Source organism: Serratia sp. JSRIV001 (assembly GCF_019968745.1).
Lineage (GTDB): Bacteria > Pseudomonadota > Gammaproteobacteria > Enterobacterales > Enterobacteriaceae > Chania > Chania fonticola_B.
Map to the genome: position 1 here is coordinate 5,086,564 of NZ_CP074147.1, position 24,011 is coordinate 5,110,574.

Annotated in this window: 20 protein-coding genes; 5 read left to right on the forward strand and 15 right to left on the reverse strand. The window is 55.6% G+C overall.

Features of this window, described 5'->3' with window-relative positions; all coding sequences use genetic code 11:
* Window positions 1–46: 46 nt before the first annotated feature.
* On the reverse strand, window positions 47–868 hold the full coding sequence (gene xapA, locus KGP17_RS23580; RefSeq protein ID WP_024529143.1) for a xanthosine phosphorylase: 822 nt from the start codon (window positions 866–868) through the stop codon (window positions 47–49).
* Window positions 869–1,179: 311 nt separating this feature from the next.
* Between xapA and KGP17_RS23585 the strand changes: the two genes are divergently transcribed.
* Window positions 1,180–2,094: a LysR family transcriptional regulator gene (locus KGP17_RS23585; protein ID WP_024529144.1), complete on the forward strand. Its 915-nt coding sequence runs from the start codon at window positions 1,180–1,182 to the stop codon at window positions 2,092–2,094.
* Here KGP17_RS23585 and ftsP read toward each other — a convergent pair.
* From ftsP to KGP17_RS27935, 4 genes are all read right to left on the reverse strand, one after another.
* Window positions 2,091–3,506, reverse strand: coding sequence for a cell division protein FtsP (ftsP, locus tag KGP17_RS23590; RefSeq protein WP_199063195.1), 1,416 nt, complete (start codon window positions 3,504–3,506; stop codon window positions 2,091–2,093). The two genes, KGP17_RS23585 and ftsP, sit on opposite strands and share 4 nt — an antisense overlap.
* Before the next feature lie 98 nt (window positions 3,507–3,604).
* Complete coding sequence (locus KGP17_RS23595; protein ID WP_065684664.1) at window positions 3,605–4,336, reverse strand: 1-acylglycerol-3-phosphate O-acyltransferase; 732 nt, start codon at window positions 4,334–4,336, stop codon at window positions 3,605–3,607.
* A gap of 252 nt (window positions 4,337–4,588) precedes the next feature.
* Entirely contained in the window at window positions 4,589–6,862 is a 2,274-nt protein-coding gene (gene parC / locus KGP17_RS23600) for a DNA topoisomerase IV subunit A (protein ID WP_199063194.1), read from the reverse strand.
* 13 nt (window positions 6,863–6,875) lie between these two features.
* Window positions 6,876–6,998: a hypothetical protein gene (locus tag KGP17_RS27935; protein WP_256444950.1), complete on the reverse strand. Its 123-nt coding sequence runs from the start codon at window positions 6,996–6,998 to the stop codon at window positions 6,876–6,878.
* A 142-nt stretch (window positions 6,999–7,140) separates the two neighbouring features.
* Between KGP17_RS27935 and KGP17_RS23605 the strand changes: the two genes are divergently transcribed.
* Together KGP17_RS23605 and KGP17_RS23610 are read left to right on the forward strand one after the other, a co-directional pair.
* Window positions 7,141–7,722: an NAD(P)H-dependent oxidoreductase gene (locus KGP17_RS23605; protein ID WP_024529148.1), complete on the forward strand. Its 582-nt coding sequence runs from the start codon at window positions 7,141–7,143 to the stop codon at window positions 7,720–7,722.
* A 45-nt stretch (window positions 7,723–7,767) separates the two neighbouring features.
* Entirely contained in the window at window positions 7,768–8,073 is a 306-nt protein-coding gene (locus tag KGP17_RS23610) for a putative quinol monooxygenase (protein ID WP_223498492.1), read from the forward strand.
* 217 nt (window positions 8,074–8,290) lie between these two features.
* Here the strand turns inward: KGP17_RS23610 and KGP17_RS23615 are convergent, their stop codons facing one another.
* From KGP17_RS23615 to nudF, 8 genes are all read right to left on the reverse strand, one after another.
* The gene (locus KGP17_RS23615; protein WP_223498493.1) at window positions 8,291–9,949 is read right to left on the reverse strand and encodes a ShlB/FhaC/HecB family hemolysin secretion/activation protein; all 1,659 of its coding nucleotides are present in this window, start codon (window positions 9,947–9,949) and stop codon (window positions 8,291–8,293) included.
* Window positions 9,950–10,038: 89 nt separating this feature from the next.
* A complete protein-coding gene (locus tag KGP17_RS23620; protein ID WP_223498494.1) occupies window positions 10,039–12,177 on the reverse strand; it encodes a filamentous hemagglutinin N-terminal domain-containing protein in 2,139 nt (712 codons plus the stop codon).
* Window positions 12,178–12,660: 483 nt separating this feature from the next.
* The gene (locus KGP17_RS23625) at window positions 12,661–13,560 is read right to left on the reverse strand and encodes a LysR family transcriptional regulator (protein WP_223498495.1); all 900 of its coding nucleotides are present in this window, start codon (window positions 13,558–13,560) and stop codon (window positions 12,661–12,663) included.
* 92 nt (window positions 13,561–13,652) lie between these two features.
* On the reverse strand, window positions 13,653–15,548 hold the full coding sequence (parE, locus tag KGP17_RS23630; RefSeq protein ID WP_021179517.1) for a DNA topoisomerase IV subunit B: 1,896 nt from the start codon (window positions 15,546–15,548) through the stop codon (window positions 13,653–13,655).
* A gap of 89 nt (window positions 15,549–15,637) precedes the next feature.
* Complete coding sequence (gene yqiA, locus KGP17_RS23635; protein WP_065684669.1) at window positions 15,638–16,213, reverse strand: esterase YqiA; 576 nt, start codon at window positions 16,211–16,213, stop codon at window positions 15,638–15,640.
* Window positions 16,213–17,040 (reverse strand): 3',5'-cyclic-AMP phosphodiesterase, encoded by an 828-nt coding sequence (gene cpdA, locus KGP17_RS23640; RefSeq protein ID WP_024529152.1) that lies wholly within the window; start codon window positions 17,038–17,040, stop codon window positions 16,213–16,215. The genes yqiA and cpdA overlap by 1 nt, the downstream gene beginning before the upstream one ends.
* Window positions 17,041–17,067: 27 nt before the next feature.
* Window positions 17,068–17,493, reverse strand: a complete 426-nt coding sequence (locus KGP17_RS23645) for a DUF1249 family protein (RefSeq protein ID WP_021179514.1) — start codon at window positions 17,491–17,493, stop codon at window positions 17,068–17,070.
* Complete coding sequence (nudF, locus tag KGP17_RS23650; protein WP_021806860.1) at window positions 17,494–18,126, reverse strand: ADP-ribose diphosphatase; 633 nt, start codon at window positions 18,124–18,126, stop codon at window positions 17,494–17,496. It lies immediately after the preceding gene.
* A 283-nt stretch (window positions 18,127–18,409) separates the two neighbouring features.
* Here nudF and tolC point away from each other — a divergent pair, with 283 nt between their 5' ends.
* Together tolC and dhaR are read left to right on the forward strand one after the other, a co-directional pair.
* Entirely contained in the window at window positions 18,410–19,831 is a 1,422-nt protein-coding gene (gene tolC / locus KGP17_RS23655; protein WP_037376203.1) for an outer membrane channel protein TolC, read from the forward strand.
* 161 nt (window positions 19,832–19,992) lie between these two features.
* Window positions 19,993–21,942 (forward strand): dihydroxyacetone kinase operon transcriptional regulator DhaR, encoded by a 1,950-nt coding sequence (gene dhaR / locus KGP17_RS23660; protein ID WP_115159740.1) that lies wholly within the window; start codon window positions 19,993–19,995, stop codon window positions 21,940–21,942.
* Here the strand turns inward: dhaR and dhaM are convergent.
* Window positions 21,939–23,369 (reverse strand): dihydroxyacetone kinase phosphoryl donor subunit DhaM, encoded by a 1,431-nt coding sequence (gene dhaM / locus KGP17_RS23665; protein ID WP_094983154.1) that lies wholly within the window; start codon window positions 23,367–23,369, stop codon window positions 21,939–21,941. The genes dhaR and dhaM overlap by 4 nt on opposite strands.
* Window positions 23,366–24,004 (reverse strand): dihydroxyacetone kinase subunit DhaL, encoded by a 639-nt coding sequence (gene dhaL / locus KGP17_RS23670; RefSeq protein WP_021806862.1) that lies wholly within the window; start codon window positions 24,002–24,004, stop codon window positions 23,366–23,368. The genes dhaM and dhaL overlap by 4 nt, the downstream gene beginning before the upstream one ends.
* Between the last annotated feature and the right edge of the window lie 7 nt (window positions 24,005–24,011).

Consider the following 24,011-nt stretch of genomic DNA (forward strand, 5'->3'; position numbering starts at 1 on the left):
CGGCAAGGTAGGGGCTTGCCGCGGGGTAGTCAGATGGAAATAAGGATTACAGCGTTTTGAAGAACTCACGGATCAGGCGCATAAAGTCGTCTGCCGCCAGCGCGGCACAGCTCAGCGTCTGCTCATGGGAAAGCGGCGTATCGGATAACCCTTCGGCATAGTTGGTCATCGCTGAAACCACCAACACTTTCAGGCCGCAGTGCCGGGCCGAAAGCACTTCTGGCACGATCGACATCCCCACCACGTCACAACCCAGCGTCTGCATCATGCGGATCTCGGCCGGGGTTTCAAAGTTCGGGCCGGTGTAGGCGGCAAACACCCCTTCTGCCAGTGGGATACCGGCTTTGGCCGCTACCGCCGCCAGCTGCGCACGCAGGTCTCGATCGTAGGCGTTAGCCAGGCTGAAGAAGCGTGGACCAAAACGCTCGTCGTTAGCCCCCACCAGCGGGGATTCCGGCATAAAGTTGATGTGGTCGGTCAGCGCCACTAGGCTACCCGGGGCGACCGATTTACGCAGTGAACCAGCAGCATTGGTCGCCAGCAGGAATTCACAGCCCAGCAGTTTGAAGGTGCGCACGGCGGTGGTCATCACCTGCATGCCACGGCCCTCATAGAAATGTCCGCGCCCTTTCATGCACAACACTGGCACACCTTCCAACCAGCCCGCCACCAGTTGCCCTGCATGGCCCACTACGCCGCTCACCGGGAAACCCGGAAGTTCGGTATAGTCGATGGTCACGGCGTCGGTCATTACGTCTGCCAGTGCCCCCAGCCCCGATCCCAAAATCAATGCAGCGCGAGGTTGAAAGCCGGGTAGTCTGGTCCGCAGCACGTCGGCACAAGAAAAAGCATCGTCTTGATTAAACATAGTATTCTCTTCTGTAGGGGGATGAATTAGGCTGTGTCCCTTAATTGACCATGGTGCCGTCGCAGCCCCTTAGGGCTGGGGCCATTTGGACGCGTATCTGCGTTTCTCCCCGCTTATTTGGGCCCACCAAACTTCACGGCTAGTGCCTTGCAACGCGTCCAAATGACCTCCAGCGGCGCTCATGTGCAATTAAGGGACACAGCCTGATCCCCATAGTAGAGAGCGACAGCGGGTGGCGACCAATACATTGTTGCCCGCTGATTTATTCTGTTTACCTATAAATACCCTGCATCGGGAGGCCCGAAAAAACCATGAAAAAGCCACTACCCGACCCTAGCCGGATCAACTTTCGCCTGCTGCACTATTTCCGCGTGGTGGCGGAGGAGATGAACTTTACCCAGGCCGCACAGCGGCTGAACATGTCCCAACCGCCGCTCAGCAAGCATATCAAAGAGCTGGAAAGCCAGCTGGGGGTGGAACTGTTCAAACGCACCACCCGCTCCATGGCGCTGACGCAGGCTGGCCGCACGCTGTTCCATAACGTCGAAACGTTGCTCGATCAGGCGGGCAATGCGCTCAATCAGGTGCAGCAACTGGGCCGTGGCGAGGCCGGCCATATGGTGATTGGCATGGTAGGCACCTCTGTCTGGGGCGGTTTGATCCCGGCACTAAAACGCTTTACCGGGCAGGAAGAGAAGGTCACCTGGACGTTGAATGAACAAACTCCCAGCCAGCAGATCGTCTCATTGCAGAAGCGGCATATCGATATCGGGGTCTGGCGTGAGGCAAAACAACAGGCGCTGCCGGGGCTGGCCTGTCAATTATTGGCGCGGGAGAAGATCTCGGTGGTGCTGCCAACGGGGCATCCACTGGCAACCGGGGAAGAAATCCAACTGCAAGCCCTGGAGCATGACAAATTTATCGTGCTGCCGCCCAACGAGGCCAGCCTGGGGCTGTATCTGCACAACCTGTGTCTGCAACATGGCTTTGCGCCGGACATCGTCCATCAGGTTAATGAACCGCAAACCCTGATGGCGCTGGTGGCGGAAGGCTTTGGTATTACGTTACTGCCGGACAGCTACGGGCGCATACCCTGGCCCGGCGTACGCTTCTGCCCGTTGCAGGCGGCCCCTTCGGCGGATCTGTATGCGATCTACCACGCCGAAAGTGCCACTCCGGTGGTGAAGGCGTTCCTGAAAATGCTGCGAACGCCCGGGGCTGTTTAAGCGGAAGCCTGAACCACAAACTGGCCGGTCGAACCGCGATCGGCCATTTCCAACGTCTGGCTGTAGAACAGGAACGGGAAGTGCTCCGAGGAAACCTGGTTGAAGTACACCAGCAGCTCCACGTCGCCGTCGACCCAGACGGTATCCTTCCAGCCGCGATCTTCCGCCATCGGCTGCGCGCCATTGACGCGCTTAATCAGGAACTGTACGCCCTGAATGTGGAACGCCTGCGGCGTATCGGCATGAATGGTCCAACGCTCCCAGGTGCCCTGCATCGTTTGTACGTCGATGCGGTTCATATCCCAGATAGCCCCGTTAATCCCGGCCATCTTGTCGCCCAGACGGAATTCACGTGAGCGGCTGACGTTACCATCCAGCAGTTGATCTGCCAGCAGGCGCATCGGCAGATTGTCGGTGACCAGCGGCAACAGGCCTGTCGGTTTCAACGTCAGTACCTGGGTGGAAACCAGCATGCTGGAAGGTTCAAACAGGCCACGTAGACGATCCATGATCCCTGCCGCTTCACCGGCGGTGAGAGTCACTTCGGCCCCCTGCGACATGTCGATCAGCACTTCGCGGCGCTCACCTGGAGCCAGAGAAAGTTGCTGTACCGCGACCGGTGCAGGCAGGAATCCCTGATCGCTGGCAATCACGTTGATCGGCCGCCCATCGCTAAGCTGCAACGAATAGCGCCGTGAGTTTGAGGCATTCAACAGGCGCAGGCGAACCCAGCCACGTGAGACTTCGATAAACGGGTTCTGCACGCCGTTGACCAACAGCGTATCGCCAACAAAGCCCCCCTGCGCCGGAGGATCGTATTCCGGCGTACCGAAGTTATCCAGGCGCTTATCCTGAATGATCAGTGGGAAATCATCGACACCGTAATGGTTCGGCAGCGGCAGGTTTTTACTGATTTCATCCTCGACCAGCCATAGGCCGGCCAGACCGTTGTAAACGTGCGGCGCCATACGGTTCGGCGTATTGGCGTGATACCAGCAGGTGGCCGCAGCCTGACGAATAGGGATAACTGGCGACCAGTCAACGTTGGGCGACATCATGCGCGGCGCACCGCCCATCAGGGTACCTGGCACCTGCAACCCGCTGATGGTCATCGATACCGGCTCGGGCAGGCGGTTGCTGTAGATCAGTTTGACGTCGTCACCGTTGTAGACCCGCACCGTCGGCCCCAGATACATACCGTTGACGCCCCAGACGGACGCTTTGCGGTTGTCCATAAAGGCCCAATGGGCACGTTGCAGGGTTAAAAACAGCGGCTGACCACGGCGGGATTCCAGCAGTGGCGGGATCGGTAACGGAGTTGGCATCCCGCTCGCTTCGGCCCTCAGCGGCACGGTTCCCGCGCATAGCGCCAAGCCCGATGCCTGAATAAACTGACGTCGACTGAGTGACATATCTTCTCCATGAAAACAAAGCTGAACCGTGTGCAAAGCCCCGCTAAAACGGGGCATAAACGGCATGAGGCCGTATGAAAATAGCTAACTGCGTTCTATTATTTTTTGGCGGCGTCTAACTTGGCGACTTCCGCATCCAACTGGTCAATCTTCGCCTTCATCAGCTCGCGACAATGGGCCGCCAGCTCACGCACCTGTTCTTTACTGTAATTACTGGTATCGACAGGTTCCAGCATCTCCACAATCACATGGCCGTTGTTCCAACGGTTCAGCTTGATCTTGTCGGTAGAAGAAACACAGATCGGCACAATCGGCACACCGGCCGCGATCGCCGCGTGGAACGCACCGGTTTTAAACGGCAGTAAGCCACGGCCACGGCTGCGGGTTCCTTCCGGGAACATCCAGATCGAGATGTCCTGTTTCTTGAAGGCATCCACCACCTGAGCGATGGTGCCATGGGCTTTAGCGCGGTTATCCCGGTCAATCAGCAGGTTACCGGTCAACCAGTAAAGCTGGCCGAAAAACGGGATCCACACCAGGCTTTTTTTGCCCACGGTCACGGTGCGTGGCTGTACCGCATTAGAAACCGTCACCATGTCGTAGTTGTTCTGATGGTTGGCAATGTAAATACATTTGCCGTTATTGTCCGCGCCAGCAGGCTTGCGGAGTTCAACCTGGATGCCGAACACTGTCGACAGGCGGCCAAACAGATGGCCAAAGGTCGCTACATGGCGGGGGTTACGCGGGCTGAACAAGCAGTAAAGCGAACCGAAAAAACTCACCAACAGGCAATAGACCGTGACGATTATCGCACGTAATATCAATAACATAACAACCTCATTAGCACACTGCCAACCCGGCCACTGAGCGGCCGCGAAGATTTCTTTTTGTATGAGGAGCGCAGGCAGAAGAACGCACGGCGCTTCTAAGTTCTCTATTTTCCCGCCAGCCAGCGATCGGCACAATAAATTTATAGCCGGAAAAATTAACTAACTTAAGAAAATAAACCAAGAAAAAAGTCTGATCGATAGTTAAGCGGGCGCAGTATGCTGCGCCCCTACGTTCTGCGAAACCGTTGAGATTTACTCTTCGCTGTCACCCATCGATTCGCGCTCCGGCATATCCACCTCAACCCGATCGATACGCTGCAGGCCACGTGGCAACAACGTGCCCTTACGGCCACGCTCGGCGCGGAATTTCTGCAGATCTTCCGGGCGCAGTTTCAGCTTGCGTTTACCCACGTGCAGGGTGATCGAGGTCTGCGGCGGCAGTACGAACAGCCAGGCCAGTTTATCTTCCCCACTGGCGGCCTGCGCCGACGGTATCGAGATAATCTTGTTGCCCTTGCCCTTCGACAGCTGTGGCAGATCGGCGACCGGGAACATCAACATACGGCCAGCGGCGCTGATAGACAGCAGCATATCGTCGCTGCCGTGGATTTCCATCGGCGGCAGTGCCTTGGCGTTGTCCGGCAGCGTAATCATCACCTTACCGGCGCGGTTGCGTGCAACCAGATCGTTGAAGGTACACACGAAGCCGTAGCCAGCATCGGAAGCCATCAGCAGCTTCTGATCGTCCGCAGCCATCAGCACCTGCTCGATGGAGGCACCCGGCGGTGGCGTCAGCTTGCCGGTTAACGGTTCACCCTGGCCACGTGCCGAAGGCAACGTCAGCGGATCGAGCGCATAGCTGCGGCCAGTCGAATCGATGAACACCACTGGCTGGTTAGTCTTGCCACGCGCGGCGGCAAGGAAGCTATCCCCGGCCTTGTAGCTCAGGCCGCTCGGATCGATATCGTGGCCCTTGGCGCTACGCACCCAGCCCATTTGCGACAGCACAATCGTCACCGGCTCTGAAGGCACAAAATCGTGCTCGCTCATGGCCTTGGCTTCTTCACGTTCGGTCAACGGTGAACGACGATCGTCGCCATAAGCCTGCGCATCGGCCTGGATCTCTTTCTTGATCAGGTTGTTCAACTTGCGCTCGGAAGCCAGCAGCGCCTGCAGATGATCGCGCTCTTTAGCCAGCTCATCCTGCTCGCCGCGGATCTTCACTTCTTCCAGCTTGGCCAAATGGCGCAGCTTCAGCTCGAGGATCGCTTCGGCCTGGGTATCGGAGATGCCAAACCGCTGCATCAACACCGGCTTCGGCTCATCTTCGCTGCGAATGATGTGGATCACTTCGTCGATATTGAGGAACGCAACCAGCAAACCTTCCAGAATGTGCAGCCGTTTGAGCACTTTTTCCAGGCGGTAATTCAGGCGGCGGCGCACCGTATCACGGCGGAAGACCAGCCATTCGGAAAGGATCTCCACCAGCCCTTTGACCTGCGGGCGGTTGTCCAGACCGATCATGTTCATGTTGATGCGGTAGCTACGCTCCAGATCGGTAGTGGCAAACAGGTGGTTCATCACCTGATCCAGATCGATACGGTTCGAGCGCGGCACAATCACCAGACGGGTCGGGTTCTCGTGGTCGGACTCATCGCGCAGATCTTCCACCATCGGCAACTTTTTGGCGCGCATCTGGCTGGCGATTTGCTCCAGCACTTTGGCACCTGAAACCTGGTGCGGCAAGGCGGTGATCACCGCGCTACCGTCTTCTTTCTTCCAGATGGCACGCATGCGTACCGAGCCACGGCCATTCTGGTAAATTTTGCGGATCTCTTCGCGCGGGGTAATAATTTCCGCTTCCGTCGGGAAGTCCGGTCCCTGCACAAACTCCAGCAAATCGTCGAGCGATGAGCCTGGCTTGTCGATCAGGGCTACCGCCGCGGCGGCAATTTCACGCACGTTATGTGGTGGAATATCCGTTGCCATCCCTACCGCGATACCGGTCGTCCCGTTGAGCAGGATGTTCGGCAGACGTGCAGGCAGCATCTTCGGTTCTTGCATGGTGCCGTCGAAGTTGGGCACCCAGTCCGTGGTGCCCTGGCCCAGCTCGCCCAGCAGCACTTCGGCGTATTTCGACAGGCGCGATTCGGTATAACGCATCGCGGCGAAAGATTTAGGGTCATCCGGTGCCCCCCAGTTCCCTTGGCCATCTACCAGCGGGTAACGGTAAGAGAAGGGTTGCGCCATCAGCACCATAGCTTCATAACAGGCGCTATCACCATGCGGATGATACTTACCCAATACGTCACCGACGGTACGGGCAGATTTTTTGAATTTGGCGTTATTGCTAAGCCCCAGCTCCGACATGGCATAGATAATGCGGCGCTGTACCGGCTTTAAACCATCGCCGATATACGGCAGCGCCCGATCCATGATGACGTACATGGAATAGTTCAGATAGGCGTTTTCAGTGAATGTGTGCAGCGGTAGACGCTCAACACCGTCATGAGTCAGTTCGCTCATTACTCAGATATCCTCAGACGACAAAGGGTCGATTCTGCCCGCGATAGTAACCCATCTGCGGGGTGGCTGTCACAGATGCTGCGTGGATCGGCCATTGATGCTGGCGATCGCCCCGGTTTATGCGAAATTTTGCCATCAGTGGCCGCCTTTCTTGACTCACAGTCAACACTGTTGTGCGCTAGATCGCATTTTTCCCCGCTTCAGGAAGGATTACACTCCGTTTCAACGATATGCCTTACGGCCATCACATTCTACATTCTGACAGGAACCCAGCATCCATGAGCAATATCCTGATTATTAACGCCAAGAAGCAATTCGGCCACTCCAACGGTGAGCTGAACCAGACCCTGAGCGACGTAGCGGAAACTTTCCTGCGCGATGCCAAGCACGATGTACAGGTCACCGTAGTCGATGACGGCTATGATATCGACGCCGAAGTGCAGAAATACCTGTGGGCCGATACGGTGATTTACCAGATGCCAGGCTGGTGGATGGGCGAGCCCTGGATCCTGAAAAAATATCTCGACGAAGTGTTCACCGCTGGCCACGGCAGCCTGTATGCCAGCGATGGCCGCACCCGTTCCGATGCCAGCAAAAAATACGGTTCTGGCGGGCTGATCCAAGGCAAGACCTACATGCTGAGCCTGACCTGGAATGCCCCATTGGAAGCCTTTACCGACCCTGACCAATTCTTCCACGGCGTGGGCGTAGACGGCGTTTATCTGCACTTTCACAAGGCCAACCAGTTCCTGGGGATGGAAGCACTGCCGACCTTTATCTGCAACGATGTGATTAAACAGCCGGATATTGCCAACGATATCGCACGTTTGCGCGCACATCTGGGCGAAGTCTTTGCTTAACTGTGATGGGTTTTATCAATCATACCTTTAACCAGTGAGGCCGTAATGATCACCGTAATTGCAGAAATCAGAACCAGACCGGGTCATCGTGAAAGCGTATTAAAAGCGATTGAGAAGCTGTTGCCAGCGGTGTTGGCGGAAGAGGGCTGTGGCGGCTATCAGCCAATGATCGACGCCGACACCCAGGCACCTTGGCAGAAGCGTTCGCCGGATTCGATCTTTATGTTGGAAAAATGGCAGAGCCAGGTGCATCTGGAACAGCACCTACAGATGGATCACATGCTCAAGCACCGTGAAACCATCAAGGACAGCGTGCTGGATACCACTATTTACGTATTAGATAACGCCTGAATCCCACTAAATCACTGCGGGTAGCTGCTGTCATAGTGCAACAGGTGGAAATCATGCAGAACGCCGACACGCCGTGAATCCGTCCATGGAGGCTCGTATCGCGCATCCATGCGCTCAACGGTCGGCTAACCTGCAATGACTCCCACCTGCCCCAGGCTTAAGGTGGGCTGTATTAAGCGCAGCTATTTTGTGACCTTTATCCCAACCAGATAAGCGATCAAAACTGCCACTGTACGGTAAAGCCCAGGCTCACCGGGCTGGTGACGAAATTATCCGGCTTGGCGATGGGCACGCCAACAAAGGCATCATAGCTGACCGCTCCCACTCCTCCTCTGATACCTACCACGCCGCCCGCCATATGGCCCGTAGTCAAGTTGTTGCTGTTGCCGCTCACTTTGCCGTAATCAAGGCCGGTATACAGTTGTTGCCTCAGTTTGGGCAGGTTCAGGTTGATATCATTACGCAGGAAATAACCCTTGCTAGCCGACAGGTTGAATTCTCCGTCAAAGCCGCGCACCGTCCAGCGGTTGCCAATGCTGAACTGGTCCTGTGTCGCGAGCCGGTCCGGGCTGTATTGCTGCTGGTAGCGCGGTTGATAGCTCATCGATTGCCCAAACAGGCTAAAAGGGACCAATGCGCTTACATCCAGGCTGACAATACGGCTTTGCGAACTGGTGCCCGCCTGCTGTTGGGCACCCAGCCACGACGTGTTGCGCTGATACCCCACCATCGCGTCGATGATTGACTGGCCGACGTAACGCCGATAATTCAGCCTGGCAATCAGGTTAGTGACATCGCGCTCCTGAATTTCAATTTCGGTATCGTTCAAATGGTAATGCGAATTGTTCTTCAGCAGTTGGATACTGCCTGTGATTTTCTGATTTTCATTACGATAGAGCAGGCGGTTCACTTTAAGGCTCAAGTTATTACTTTTACCCTGGTAGTGAAAATCGGTCCAGGTACCAGAAATTCTCTGTAAATACTCGTTATGGCTGGCATACATATCCACTGACCAGAAACCGTAGGGAACGGAGTAATACAGCGAGCCATTCTTGGCATTACGCGACTTTTGAAAGTGCAAATCACGCCCGACGGACGCATAGAACAGATCGTTCATTGAGGTCGGGTTATCCAGATACACCGCCACGCCACTTTGGTAACGCCCGGTATACTTGCTGCCGGAATCATCGAACCATCCACCGATGCGCCAGGACGAAGGCTGGGTTCGTTGGATTTCAATGTCGGTTTCCCCGGCCTGCTCACCTGGCCGCAGGATCACGTTAGCGTCAGCCCCGGGAACGCGCTGGATATTCTCCAAACCCTGTTCAATCGCCCGCAGATCGAGAAGATCGCCTTTATGCCCCGGGAAGGTGGCATGCAGGTTGACGTATTTGTCGCTGTCATCGCTTAAAGAGACGTTGCCGATGGCCCCCGATAAAACTACCAACGTCAGCACGCCGTCGTTCAAATCCTGCCGGGGGACGACTACCCGCGTAGTAATATAGCCATGGCCAATCAGCTTGTTTTGTATCGCGGTGGCTAACGTGCGAATACCTTCAATCCCCAGACAGCGATCCTCGGCCTGCGTGGTAAATTTGTGCAACGGCAACCACTGTGGGATCCTGCGGTCCTTTTCAAGGATCACCTGACGGATCTGAAAACAGTTGGGTTCATCAGGGAAAGCAATTTTTGAACTCTGGGGATCGCTACCGGCAGCGCGAACCTCTTTACCCTGAGTTTCTAATTGTTGGTAACGCGCTTTTTCCTGTTCCTGTTGATGGTTTACCTGTTGTTCTATCAGTTGAACATTTTCCGCCCCTTGAGCGCTAAAAATCAACAATGCCAATAATACGGAGCCGGAAAAACGAGCGTGCATGTTTCTATATCCTTATAGCGCAATGTATACCCTATGGCAGGCGTCATAAAATCAGGCAGCCCCCATAACAGAGGCTGCCGTTCGATTAATTACTTAACCGATGTAATGGTGATTGGGCCTTGGATCGTCCCGCTATTGGTGAAGGTGCTTGGCGTGGCCAGTACCAGATTCAGGCCAGCAGGGCTGGTGACTACCGCACCGCGTTGGTTGTAGAAGCTGCGGGTGTTAACCATCGTCTGGCCATTGGTGGAAGTCAAAGTACCGTAGTTATAGACGTAGCCTTTATCCGCATTGATATTGACCCCTTGCTTACCGCTCAGGTTACCGTAATGGCTGTAGCTGCCGGAAAGCATCAGGGTGGCCTGCTCGTCGGCGTCGATATTGCCAGCGCTGTTTGCGATCGAGTTGGCAGTAATGACAGTATCTTTAGCCGATTCAATCAAACCATAGGTGTTATCGAGGCTGTTCGTCGTGATGACGATATTGCTATCGCTATCAATCAGGCTGTAGCTATTTTTCAACGACGAAGAGGTATTGGTGACAATATTCCCCTGCGAAGCAATCTTGCCATAGCTGTTATTGATGGTGCTGGCAACCAGCGTCATACCACCCGAGCCACTGGACAACTCAGCATCATAGGCACCTTTGGTGAGACCGGCGTTGGTGATGGTCCCGCCATTAGTATTGATATCCAGGTAATTGTCCGCCAATACGCGTCCGGCAGTGTTATTCAAGCTAGAGCTGTTGATGTAGACGTTTTTGCTACCGCGAATAGCCCCTTTGGTATTAGTCAGAGTCTGTTTATTGGTGTTGATGGTAATATTATCTTGAGACTGCACCAGCCCTGAAGTGTTGTTCAGCATACTGGTATTAAGCTTGATCTCTTTGCCAGCATTAATCGTGCCGTTGAGGTTGGTCAACGTATATCCGGCCGTATTGATATCGACTGCACCGTTGGCAGCGTTGATCACGCCATTGGTGTTATCCAGGGTAGAAGAGGACAGCACCACCCCTTTTTTACCGCTAATAACGCCGCCGGAGTTGCTTAACGTCCGGACGTAGCCATAAGCGTAAGGATCAAGGCGCGTATTGATAACACCAACGCCTTGTATGTTGCCATACTTATTATCAATGCCCGCACTGACGATGTTAATATCACCCTGATCTTCACCATAAGTTAAAATATTGCCACCACCATTGTTCAACTGGCTTTTTGCAATATCGATATTGATATTACCTGCCGCTTTAATGGTGCCATTGGCTGAGTTGTTTAACGCACGACCGTAGGCATAGTAATAACCATTACCCGCATTTCTGCCACGGGTGGTATCGATATTAACGTCACGTACAGCGTCGATAGTGCCTTTATTCTCCAGGATGCCATCCGTTGTTATGCTGACATCGCCTACCGCAGCGCCGATAGTGCCCGCGTTACGTACGCCAATACCACGATCGGTGCTGACCAGGGTAATTTTATTGGCATACATGCCGCCCAGTTTGGCCACATCAATCGCCAGCGTAGGGGCAACGCCAGAAGGCGTCAGTTCCCCAATCTGGGTGTTATCTGCATTGACGTTGTTACGCCCGGTGGTCACTTTCAGATCTTTGGCTCGAATATCGGCATTAATCTGTACCGCTCGAGAGATCACGTCGGTATAGTTGCTATCCCCGGTCTTCAGGCCGTTACCGTTAATGATGATGGTCCCTTTATCCACGGTATAGCCAAGCAGCGTACCGTTGGCCACCTGCGCTTTACCGGTGGTTAAGGTGGCACGCTCAGTGTTGATAAAACCACAACCACTACAGGTGATCCCTGAAGGGTTAGCCACGATGACCTGTGCCTTCTGGCCAGCAACTTCAATCATACCGTTAAGCTGACTTGCCTTGGTCGAGTTGACTTCGTTGAGGATGATGGAGGCAGAGCCCCCCGTCAGATTGGCGTTCCCCGCGATATTACCCGCAAGTTGCGAGGTGGAATTAGCAGCGCTGTTATTCAGAACCACGCCACCTTTATCCACATCAAACTGCGTGTAGATATTGTGGGACACACCGCCGTTACCTGCCTTATTGATATTTATCACGGAGCTGCCATTGGCTCCGGCATTAACCGCAGGCCCCCCGACGGCCGATGAGGTGATTGTAGCGTGCGCTACGGCCCCCCAGGCAACCAGGCTAAAAAAGCAAATAGGCTTGAGTTTGGCAATCAGTTGTGCTCTTTGTTTATTCATCAGAATAAATTCCTTTTTATTAATGGTTTATTAGCCATGCCAAAACCGCACTTATAAGATAAATGCAGTTTCTTTAAATAACATTAAATAATGGCTAAGTGAATTATCCGTCATACGGATTTTTGTACATTAGCACGTTGAATTTACGTTAATCAACGTTATTTAAATAATAAGTTTAAGTTATGCTTTTATTGGTAAAAGGGTAGTAAGTTGAGCACCTTGCGATATAAAGTATCGCAATCAATACAGGCTTATTCTAATATTTTATTTTAAATAGGAAATACCTTGGCCAACAGCAGGAATTATTTCCTCTCGGGACAGCATAAAAATAGCAGCCAGAGCTCAACCTTTTATCGGAATAAATACACAAAAAGTTGACTACTGGTTAAAATAAAAACGTTTTAATACCTAATTAAAATTATTATCTGGAAGGGCTAACAGGTGGGGATGAGCAACATCAGGCAGTTGCTCTCTCAGCCAGATCTACAAGCTCTGCGCAGCGGTGATATGCGCGCTGACATAGTCTAGAAAACAGGTGATCCGTGCGGCCAACTGGGCATTGCGATAATACACCGCATTGATTGGCTGGCGGACATCCAACGTTTCGGCCGCCAGCAACTGAACCAGACGCCCTTCCCGCTGATCTTCCCGCGTCATAAAATCGGCCAATTGGGCAATCCCTTCCCCCCGTAGCGCCAGTTGCCGCAGCGTTTCGCCGCTGGAGGCTGATAGCGTTGGGGTAATGGCAAAGCGCTCCGCCTGCCGATGGCGCAGCGGCCACAGATTAAGCGACTCGGGCTGCGTAAAACCTAGCAGGCTATGGTGGTTTAGCTCTTCGACACTCTGCGGTGCCCCAAAGCGGGCAATATAGTCCGGGCTGGCAAGGATGCGTAACCGGCTGGCCCCCAGCAATCGCGCGTGGATGGTGGAGTCTCGCAATGCGCCAATACGAATGGCGATATCGGTGCGCTTCTCCAGCAGATCGATAATCAGGTTATCGGTGTTCAGCTCCAGCTCAATCTGTGGGAAACGTTGGCGGAAACCGGCGACCAGCGGCACGATCACATGTTCCATAAAGGGCGCGGCAGCGTTAACCCGCAGCCTGCCCGCCGGGTTCAGACGACGTAGCGCCATCTGCTCCTCGGCATGTTCCACCGAATTGATAATTTCCCGCGCATGGGCCAAAAAGCTCTGCCCCTCTTCGGTCAATTCCAGACGACGTGTGGTGCGGCGCAGTAACGTAGTATCGAGTTTTTTTTCCAGACGGCTCAGCGCCCGGCTGATGCCAGAGGTGGTTTGGCCAAGCTGCTCGGCGGCGGCGGTAATCGAACCGCTGTCGATCACGGAGGTATAAGCCAATAGTTCTTCGAGGGTGATTTTCATGCATTCCGCCCTGGGTTATCGGGCGCAGCACGCAGTGCGCCAGGGATGGCACAATGTCAAAACGTGGGGCCGCGGTTGCGGCCCCACAGGCATCAGACTGAAAGCTCGGCGGTATCGCCCTTGTCTTGCAGCCAGTTGCGGCGGTCTTCCGAGCGCTTCTTCGCCAACAGCATGTCCATAATGGCCATGGTCTGATCGGTATTCTCGTCATCGATGGTCAACTGCACCAGACGGCGAGTGTTGGGATCGAGCGTCGTTTCACGCAGTTGCAGCGGGTTCATTTCACCCAGCCCTTTAAAGCGCTGTACGTTCGGCTTGCCCTTCTTACGCTTCAACTGCTCCAGCACGCCGGCTTTCTCTTCCTCGTCGAGGGCGTAATAGACTTCTTTGCCCAGGTCGATACGGTATAGCGGTGGCATCGCAACGTGCACATGGCCACCCTTTACCAGCGAACGGAAGTGGCGCACAAACAACGCACACAGCAGCGTGGCGATGTGCAGGCCATCGGAGTCCGCATCCGCCAGGATACAGATTTTGCCGTAGCGCAGTTGGCTGAGATCTTCGCTGTCGGGATCGATGCCGATCGCCACCGAGATATCATGGACTTCCTGCGAGGCCAACACTTCGTCTGAGGAAACTTCCCAGGTGTTGAGGATCTTGCCCTTCAGCGGCATGATTGCCTGATATTCGCGATCGCGCGCCTGCTTGGCCGAGCCGCCCGCCGAGTCCCCTTCCACCAGGAACAGTTCGGTCATGCTCAGATCCTGCGAGGTGCAGTCCGCCAGTTTGCCCGGTAACGCAGGCCCACTGGTCAGCTTCTTACGCACCACCTTCTTCGCCGCACGCAGGCGACGTTGAGCGCTGGAGATCGCCAGTTCGGCCAGTTGCTCGGCCGCCTGGACGTTCTGATTCAGCCACAGGCTGAAGGCATCTTTCACCACGCCGGAAACAAACGCCGCGCACTGGCGGGAAGAGAGCCGCTCTTTGGTCTGTCCCGCGAATTGCGGATCCTGCATTTTCACCGACAGCACGTAGGCACAGCGATCCCAGATATCTTCCGCAGACAGCTTCACGCCGCGCGGCAGAATATTGCGGAATTCACAGAACTCGCGCATCGCATCCAGCAGCCCTTGGCGCAGGCCGTTGACGTGCGTGCCGCCCTGCATGGTGGGGATCAGGTTGACGTAGCTCTCCGTCAGCAGTTCCCCGCCTTCCGGCAGCCACAGCAATGCCCAGTCCACCGCTTCGGTATCACCGGCAAAATTGCCGACAAACGCCTTTTCCGGCAGGGTGATCAGACCGTTCACCGCTTCCATCAGGTAATCAGTCAGGCCGTCCTGGTAGCACCAGCGCTGCTCGGTATTGTTCAGCTTGTCGATAAAGTAGATTTCAACGCCGGGGCACAGCACCGCTTTGGCTTTCAGCAGGTGTGACAGGCGGGAAACCGAGAAGCGCGGGCTGTCGAAGAACTGCTCGTCAGGCCAGAAGTGAATGCTGGTGCCGGTGTTGCGTTTGCCGCAGCTACCGGTCACCGCCAAATCCTGCACCTTGTCGCCGTTCTCAAAAGCGATGCTATAGACGTTACCGTCGCGCTTGACGTTGACTTCCACCCGTTTGGACAGGGCGTTAACCACCGAAATCCCCACGCCGTGCAGGCCGCCGGAGAACTGGTAGTTCTTGTTGGAGAATTTACCGCCCGCGTGCAGACGACACATGATCAACTCAACCGCCGGTACGCCTTCTTCAGGGTGGATATCCACCGGCATGCCGCGGCCGTCGTCGATCACTTCCAGTGACTGATCGGCGTGCAGGATCACGTCGATACGCTTGGCATGGCCCGCCAACGCTTCATCGACGCTGTTATCTATCACCTCTTGACCGAGGTGGTTCGGACGCGTCGTGTCGGTATACATACCGGGACGACGGCGCACTGGTTCTAGACCGCTGAGTACTTCAATGGCATCAGCGTTATAGCTGGATTGAGTCATCGTTGATTATTTTTTCGTGGTTGAGGGAAGGTGCCGAAATCGCCCGCTGCCTGTTCAGTATATCTGTGATAGCTGAAGTTGCTGCGGCGTCATAGCCCTAAAAAATCCACAATCTGGGGGAAGTAGTGCTCGAAACCGACGAAAGCGTGGTTCCCGCCCGACTCCACCGTTTGCCGGCAGGCGGTGTAATAAGCCACTGCCTGACCGTAATCGAGAATTTCATCGCCCGTTTGCTGTAGCAACCAGATTAAATCCGGCGACTCCAAGGGATCGACCTGCATCACTTTCAGATCATAAACGTGGCGTGACTCTAACACATATTGCTGCCCGGTGTAGGGGTTCTCGTTGCTCCCCAGATAGTCGATCAACAGCTCATACGGCTTCACCGCAGGGTTTACCACTACCGCTGGCAACGCAAAACACTGCGATAACCAGGTGGCATAATAGCCGCCCAACGAGGAGCCTACGACGCCCATCGTCTGGCCTGCCCGCGCCATCACCATATCTTCCAGCATTTCCGCCGCCTCCGCCGGGTAGGGCGGCAACTGCGGTACCAGCATGTCGATATGGGGATGATTTTCCGCCAGCCAGGCTTTGAAAGCCGTGGCCTTGGCCGAAAGCGGCGAGCTGTTGAAACCGTGCAGGTAAAGTAAGGTTGAAGGCATCAGTAGCCGTCCGAATCCATGTCGGGGCGGAAGTCATCGTTTTCCAGCCGGAATACCTGGGTTTCCACCCGGCCATCTGGCAACAGGTCGAGATAGCGCCAACCTGGGGAAACGTCGTCGATCGTAAAATTGGTGCAGTGCGGCTTGAATTGCACGCAGGTGGACGGCGTGGCCAACAGCCGACGCCCGTGCCAACCCAGATCCAATTCCTGGTGGATATGCCCGCACAGCAAGGTATTCACTTTCGGATAGCGCCACAGCACGGCCGCCAGCGTATGCGGGTTACGCAAACTGTGTTGATCAAGCCAGGTGCAGCCGGAAGGCAACGGATGGTGATGCAGTAACAGCAGCGTGTAGCGCTCTGGATGAGCCTCCAGACAACGTTCCATCCACTCCAGCTGGTATTCACTCAGCTCGCCGTGCGGCACGCCAAACACCTGGCTATCCAGCAATAACACCTGCCAGTTGTCCCCCAGCAGCACCTGCTTGGAAGGTGAGATACCGGCTGCGGCCAGCGCATCTACCATCGCAGGCTGAAAATCGTGGTTCCCCGGCAGCCAGACACAGGGCGCGGGCAAACGGGTGATGCCATCGGCAAAGTGCCGGTATGCCGCCTGGGAATGATCCTGCGCCAGATCGCCGGTTGCCACGATCAGGTCGCACTCACGCTGCTGCGCGATCACCGCATCCAGCACCGCGTGATAGCTGGCATAGGTATTTATGCCAAGCAAGGTCTCATTCTTGCCAGCAAACAGGTGGGTATCAGTTATTTGTAGGATCCTGACCTTGGCCCCACTCGCCACGGGCAGTCTAAACAGGCTTTCCAAATGGTGTCCTTTGTTATCTCCGTCGACCTAACAAGCCGGAACCGCCATTGCTCCATGCGCTAAACAGTAGCGCAACCAATCAGCAAGAAACTGGTTAATTTGATGCTTTTCGTCACGTTGATGCAACTTTTTGTTCGGATAATCATAACGCGCTTTAAACCGATAGATCTGCTGACTGGAACACACTTCCGCAACCATCGCGTCGTGGTACAGCCGCACCGTCATCGCAGGCAGGCTCCAGTAGCTGACCGCAGGCGCAGTCTGCTCGATCTGCACCAGCGTAGTGTAACGGGTAGATTCAACAATAGTCAGACGATAGTGGGCGCCATTCACCTGATAAGTGACGGTTTCATCGACTTCGTCGTTACGCGGCATCAAACGCCGCAATTGCGCGAAGTTGGTTTCACACAATCTCATCATTTCGGGGAAGTCAGGGGTATAGCGCTTTTGCATTTAGTTGGCCCATTCTGCTTTAAGCGATTCATGGTGCAACGCCAGCCACTGCAATGCAATCACTGATGCGGCATTATCAATCGCGCCTTCTTCAACCCAGCGGTAAGCCTGTTCGCGGCTGACCACGTGGACACGGATATCTTCATGCTCTTCGGGCAATCCGTGGATCCCTTCGGCCGTCAGGGCGTCAACCTCACCGACCATAATAGACAGACGTTCGCTGGTGCCACCAGGGCTGGCCAGATAGCTCAGCACCGGCTTGCAGCGCCCGACCACCACGCCAGCCTCTTCCAATGCTTCGCGGCGGCACACGTCCTCAACGCTTTCTCCCGTTTCGATCATACCCGCAACCATTTCCAGCAGCCAAGGGGAAGCTGAGCTATCGATGGCCGGGATCCGCAGTTGTTCAACCAGCACCACTTCGTCCCTGATGGGATCATAGGGTAGCAACACCGCCGCATGACCGCGCTCAAAAACCTCGCGAGTGACCTCACCGCTCATCTCACCGTTGAACAGACGATGGCGAAAGCGATATAAGTCGAGTGAAAAAAAACCACGGTATCGCGTCTCTCGTGCAATAATTTCTACATCATTTTTGTCGAAAGTAACGGGTGAAGGTTGCGAGCGGTTCATCTACGAATTCTCCTGTGTGATTATGCCGGCAAAATAAAGGGATTTGATGACAGAAACGGCGGGATTATCTTCACCCGCTTTGTGTTAGATTGTGAACCATGATATCAGGTAGCGCCGATGCAAATAGCCCAGTGTCAGTAAACGTAGCGTACACCAAGGTAAAAGTTCTGTGAGATGGCACATTAAGCCACCCTCAGCGCTCGGCAGACTCTGCTAGAATTGGCAACTATTCGTCTATCGTCAGCGCTAACATAGCAATATTGCTGCACAACAAGGAATGCAAATGAAGAAACTGCTCCCCCTTCTTATTGGTCTGAGCCTCGCTGGCTTCAGCACCATGAGCCAGGCAGAGAACCTGTTGCAGGTTTACAAACAGGCCAGGGAAAGTAACCCGGATCTGCGTAAAACCGCTGCCGATCGTGATGCGGCGTTTGAAAAAATCAACGAAGCACGCAGCCCGTTGCTGCCGCAGCTTGGCTTATCTGCTGGTTATACCTATAACAACGGCTTCCGCGATGCCAATGGGCTTAACAGCAATACCACCCAAGGCTCGCTCGCGCTGACCCAGACTATCTTTGATATGTCCAAATGGCGCGCGCTGACGCTGCAGGAAAAGACCGCCGGTATTACCGATGTCACTTTCCAGACGTCATCCCAGAAATTGATCCTGGATACGGCCACCGCCTATTTCAACGTTCTGCAGGCGATCGACGCCCTGTCCTATACCCAGGCGAATAAACAAGCGGTCTACCGTACCCTGGATCAGACCACCCAACGTTTTAACGTGGGCCTGGTTGCCATTACCGACGTGCAGAACGCCCGTGCCAACTACGATACCGTGCTGGCCAACGAAGTGACTGCCCGTAACAACCTGGATAACGCGGTAGAATCGTTACGCCAAATTACCGGCACCTTCTACCCGGAACTGGCCTCGCTGGATACCAACAAGTTCAGCACCAAGCGCCCGGATGCCGTCAACAGCCTGTTGAAAGAAGCGGAAAGCCGCAACCTGAGCCTGCTGTCTGCCCGCCTGAACCAGGATCTGGCCCGTGAGCAGATCAAATCGGCACAAACCGGCTATATGCCAACGGTTGATTTAAATGCTTCTACCGGGATCACCAATTCCAAATACAGCGGTTCCAGAGCTAACACAGGGACCAGTGGCAACGACTCGATTAATGGCCAGAACCAGGTCGGCATCAGCGTTAGCGTGCCGCTGTACAACGGCGGCGTAACCAACTCGCGGGTAGAACAGGCGCAGTACAACTTCGTCGGTGCCAGTGAGCAGTTGGAAAGCGCCCACCGCAGCGTGGTGCAAACCGTGCGTTCCTCCTTCAACAACGTTTCTGCGTCCATCAGCAGCATCAGCGCTTATAAACAAGCGGTGGTTTCTGCCCAGAGCTCTCTGGATGCGACCGAAGCCGGTTACGAAGTGGGTACCCGTACCATCGTTGACGTGCTGGATGCGACAACCACGCTGTATAACGCCAAGCAACAGCTTTCCAATGCGCGTTATTCTTACCTGATCAACCAGCTGAACATCAAATCGGCGCTCGGCACGCTGAACGAAAACGATCTGATGATGCTTAACGGAACACTAGGCAAGCCAATCTCCACCGCGCCAGATGTGGTAGCCCCCCCAACAGCGGCGCAAGATGCCTATGTTGACGGTTCCAGCACCACTCGGCCAACGGCTAGCAGATAACCTGCTCCAGCTTTGAGCTACCGAATAACGGGGCCCGGCATTTGCCGCGCTCCGTTTTTTTATCCAATAATCCCGCATCTGCCCCTCACCTCACAGCCTCTCTAAACAGGTTAATGTTATGATTGGCTCCCTATTGGGGTTTATCTGCTGAACGGGATCTGATGGACAACGCTTCACTCTGGCAACGGTTGATCACCGAAGGCGCGTTACCGCCACAGCTGCGCCCCTCCCCGGCCATTTATGCCTCCTGGCTACGCTGCAGCCATCTGATGCAACCCGCCGTGTGGAAAGCCCCACATCGCGCCCTGGGCACTACCTTCGACTCTATCTGCCGGCGTAAGGATGATTTCATTACGCTCGGCCAGGCGGCGTTGGAAGATGCCTGGGAATATATGGAGCAGCGCCAATGCGTGTTGCTGATCCTCGATGAAAGCGGCTGCACGCTGTGGCAATGCGGCGACAAGGCGACCGGCGAGCAACTGCTCGAACTGGGTTTTGCGCCCGGTGCTTATTGGGCAGAAGGCGATATCGGCACCAATGCCCCTTCCCTGGCCGCATCCGAAGGCCATCCGGTACAGATCCATAGCGATGAACACGTGCGCCAGGCGCTGCATGGCTGGTCATTCTGCGCCGCACCGGTACATGACAATAGCGGCCGCCAGCGTGGTATGTTGGCTTTGGGTTGCCAGTTGGCCGATTGCAATGCGGGCGATCTTTCCCTGATCCTGGCGATTGCCCGAGAGATCGGCAATGCCCTGAACGCCGACGGCTTGCTGGCCGAATCCAATCGCCATCTCAATCAGCTCAACGGGCTACTGGACAGCGTAGACGACGGCGTTATGGCCTGGGATCACCGGGGTTATCTGCAATATATCAACCCGCGCGCCGCCACTATGCTCAAGCTGCATGAACAGCAGAGCCAAGGCAAACCACTGGCACAGTTGCTGACGTTACCGGCCTTGCTTAACCGCGCCATCAGCCAACGCCAGCCGTTACAGCATGTGGAAGTCACCTTTGAAAGCCAGGGCCAGTTTATCGCCGCGCTGCTCACCCTCAAACCGATATTGGACGGTGAGCACTGTAGCTTCATCGCCTTGCTGCATCCATTGGAAAGGCTGCATCAATACGTCAGTAGCCAGATCGGCCGGGTCAGCCACACCTTCGAACAGATGCCTTCAGGCACCCAGGAAATGCGTCGCCTAATCCGCTATGGCCAGCAGGCGGCGAAGGGCCATCACCCGATTTTGCTGTGCGGTGAAGAAGGGGTGGGGAAAGAGCTGCTCAGCCAGGCCATCCACAATGCCAGCGAACGTGCAGCCGGGCCTTATATCGCCTTGAACTGCCAGTTGCTGCCCGAGGCACAAGGGTTGAAGGAGTTACTCGGCAGTGATGCCAACGAAGAACAGGCGGGCCAGCTCAGCAAGTTCGAACTGGCCAACGGCGGCACGCTGCATCTTGAACAGGTCGAATACCTGCCGCTGGCCATGCAGTCCGCCCTGTTGCAGGTGCTAAAAACCGGCGTGGTAATGCGTATGAATTCCAGCCGCGTGATCCCGGTGAACGTGCGGGTGATCGCTACCAGCGCCGCCAACCTGGCACTGCTGGTGCAACAGAATCGTTTTCGTCGCCAGTTGTTCTATAGCCTGCAGGCCTTCGAGATCCAAATTCCGCCGCTACGCCAGCGCCTCAGTGACATCCCTTTGCTGGTTCAGCACCATCTGCGCGCTCTGGAGCAACACTTCCAGTGCCGCTTCCGGGTAGACGACGAGGTAATGACCCAGCTTGGCCTGTACCTGTGGCCGGGTAACGATCTGGAACTGAAAGGAGTGATAGAGCGCGCCGCGATGATTTGCCACGGCCATCATATTCAACTGGCCGATCTGCCCTCTCACTTGCTCAGTCATCAGCCGCTAGTGGAAAGCGACACTCAACCAGCCATGCCGCTGCTGACGCTGGCGGAAATGGAGGTGCAGGCGATTATCCGCGTGGCCAACGTCAGCCACGGGCAGCTTAACGAGATGGCGCAGCTGCTGGGTATCAGCCGCACCACGCTGTGGCGTAAAGTCAAACAGTTGAATATCGATATCAGCCAGTTCAAGCTGCGGGGTTAATGGCTGAGTTGTAAGGTGCCACGTGCCGCATCCAGCATCGCTTTCTGGCCGTTGCGGGTCTTGCTCATACATTCGCTCATGCCGACCACCATCGGGATCCCCATCGCCTTGGCCAGGATCGCGGTATGCGACAAGGCGTTGCCGCCGCTCAGGCAAATACCGAGTACCATGCGCCGATCGAGCATCACGACGTCGGAAGGCATCAGCTCATCCATCACCAGGATCGCAGGCTCATTGAGCACGATCGCCGGGATAGGCTGCCGTGCCAGATGGCTCAGCGTACGGCGCAGCATGTCACGTACGTCCAGTTCCCGCGCCTGCAAATACTCATCATCCAGCGCCCGATAATCGTCGGCAATCTGCTCCAGTTCCTGCCGCCACGCCTGTTCCGCGCTGCATTGCTGTTGGGCGATACGGGTAAAGGCGGCCTGTTGCAGGTCGGGATCGTCTAGCAGCATGCTGTGCGCACCGAAGATCGCCGCCTGCGGTTTGCCGATCAGATTGCCGGTGCGATCCGCCAGCTTGTTCAGATCGTCTAACGTCTGCTGTAATGCGATACGCAGGCGCTGCTGTTCATTGAGCACGTCATCGGCCCCTAGCTGGCGTTCTTCCGTTTGCGGCCAGAAGCTCGACACCTGGAATATCGGACCACTGCTGACGCTTTCCTCCACGGGAATACCGTGCAGTGAAGGCAATTGCTGCTCAGATACGGTTTCGCCAAAGTGCTGCTCTGCCAACGCCTTGAAAGCTGCCAGGGCCTCATCGGCCTGCGCGCCATCGGCAATCAGGCGGATAGTGTCACCGTGGCGAACCTGCAACAAAGCCAGTTGATTCAGGCTGCGCGGGTTGGCGCATTGGCCATGCTTTTCCAGCACCAGTTCCGCTGCAAAAGGAGCCAGAGCCTCTGCCAGACGCGCCGCCGGGCGGGCGTGCAACCCGTGCGGATTCTGTACCGTCCAACTCAGGCTTTTCCCCTGGCTCAGCGGTAAATTCAGTGGCTTGCTGGCGGGTATCTCCTCACCAAGCTGTGCCTGCTTGACCTGCAAGGCTCCTTGCGCCTCTGCCAGTACCTGCTCCAGGCTACCGCCCGCGTTAGCCGCTACGACCGCGGCCAGCGTGCCTTCCACCAACGGTGCCGCACACAGCACCACCTTGGCCGCCACCTCTGGGTCGAGCAGCTCAAGCGCGGTTTCCGCACTCAATAATGCGCTACCGAGATCCATCAGCACCACGATCCCCGCTCCGTCCGCCACGGATTCGATCGCTTCCATCACTTTCACCGCATCGGTGCCGATCGGGTGGAGCTCATCATCGACCCCCGCCGCCAGCACCAGTTTGCACCCCTCGCCGCGCATCATCTGGCGGGCGAGTTGCTCAACACCCTGCGCCAGTTGTGCACTGTGCGAAACCACAACGATGTTGATCATCCTGCCTCCTCGACCACTTGGGCCAGCGTTTGTATCATCAGCATGACGGAGGTTGCGCCCGGATCCTGGTGGCCGATGCTGCGTTCGCCCAAATAGCTGGCGCGCCCTTTACGGGCCTGCATGACGATGGTGGCCTGTGCGGCCTGCTCCGCCCGCACGGCGGCCTGTTGTAGCGCTTGGGTCACGCTGAGCTGCTGATGTAGCGACTCGCCCAGGCTTGCAACGACCGGCCCCCAGACATCACACATGGTTTTATCGCCCGGTTCTGCCTTGCCGCGCATCGCTACGCCTTCCGCGCCTTCCTGGATCACCTGCTTCAATTCCGCCAGATCCAGGCTCTGCTTGGCATTGGCCGCCTGAGCCGCACGGATGAAGAAGGTGCCGAATAGTGGACCACTGGCACCGCCAACGCTGGAAAGTAGCGTCATACCGGTGTTCTTGAGAATAAAGCCGATGTCCTTATCCGCCACCGAAGGCAGCTTTTCTACCACCTTGCTAAAGCCACGGTTCATATTCAGGCCGTGGTCGCCATCACCAATATCGCTATCCAACTGAGTCAAGAAATCGCGTTCGCGGGTAAAGACCTCACCACAACGCATCAACCACTCAACGACCTGCTGTTTGCTTAATGTCATGATCCCT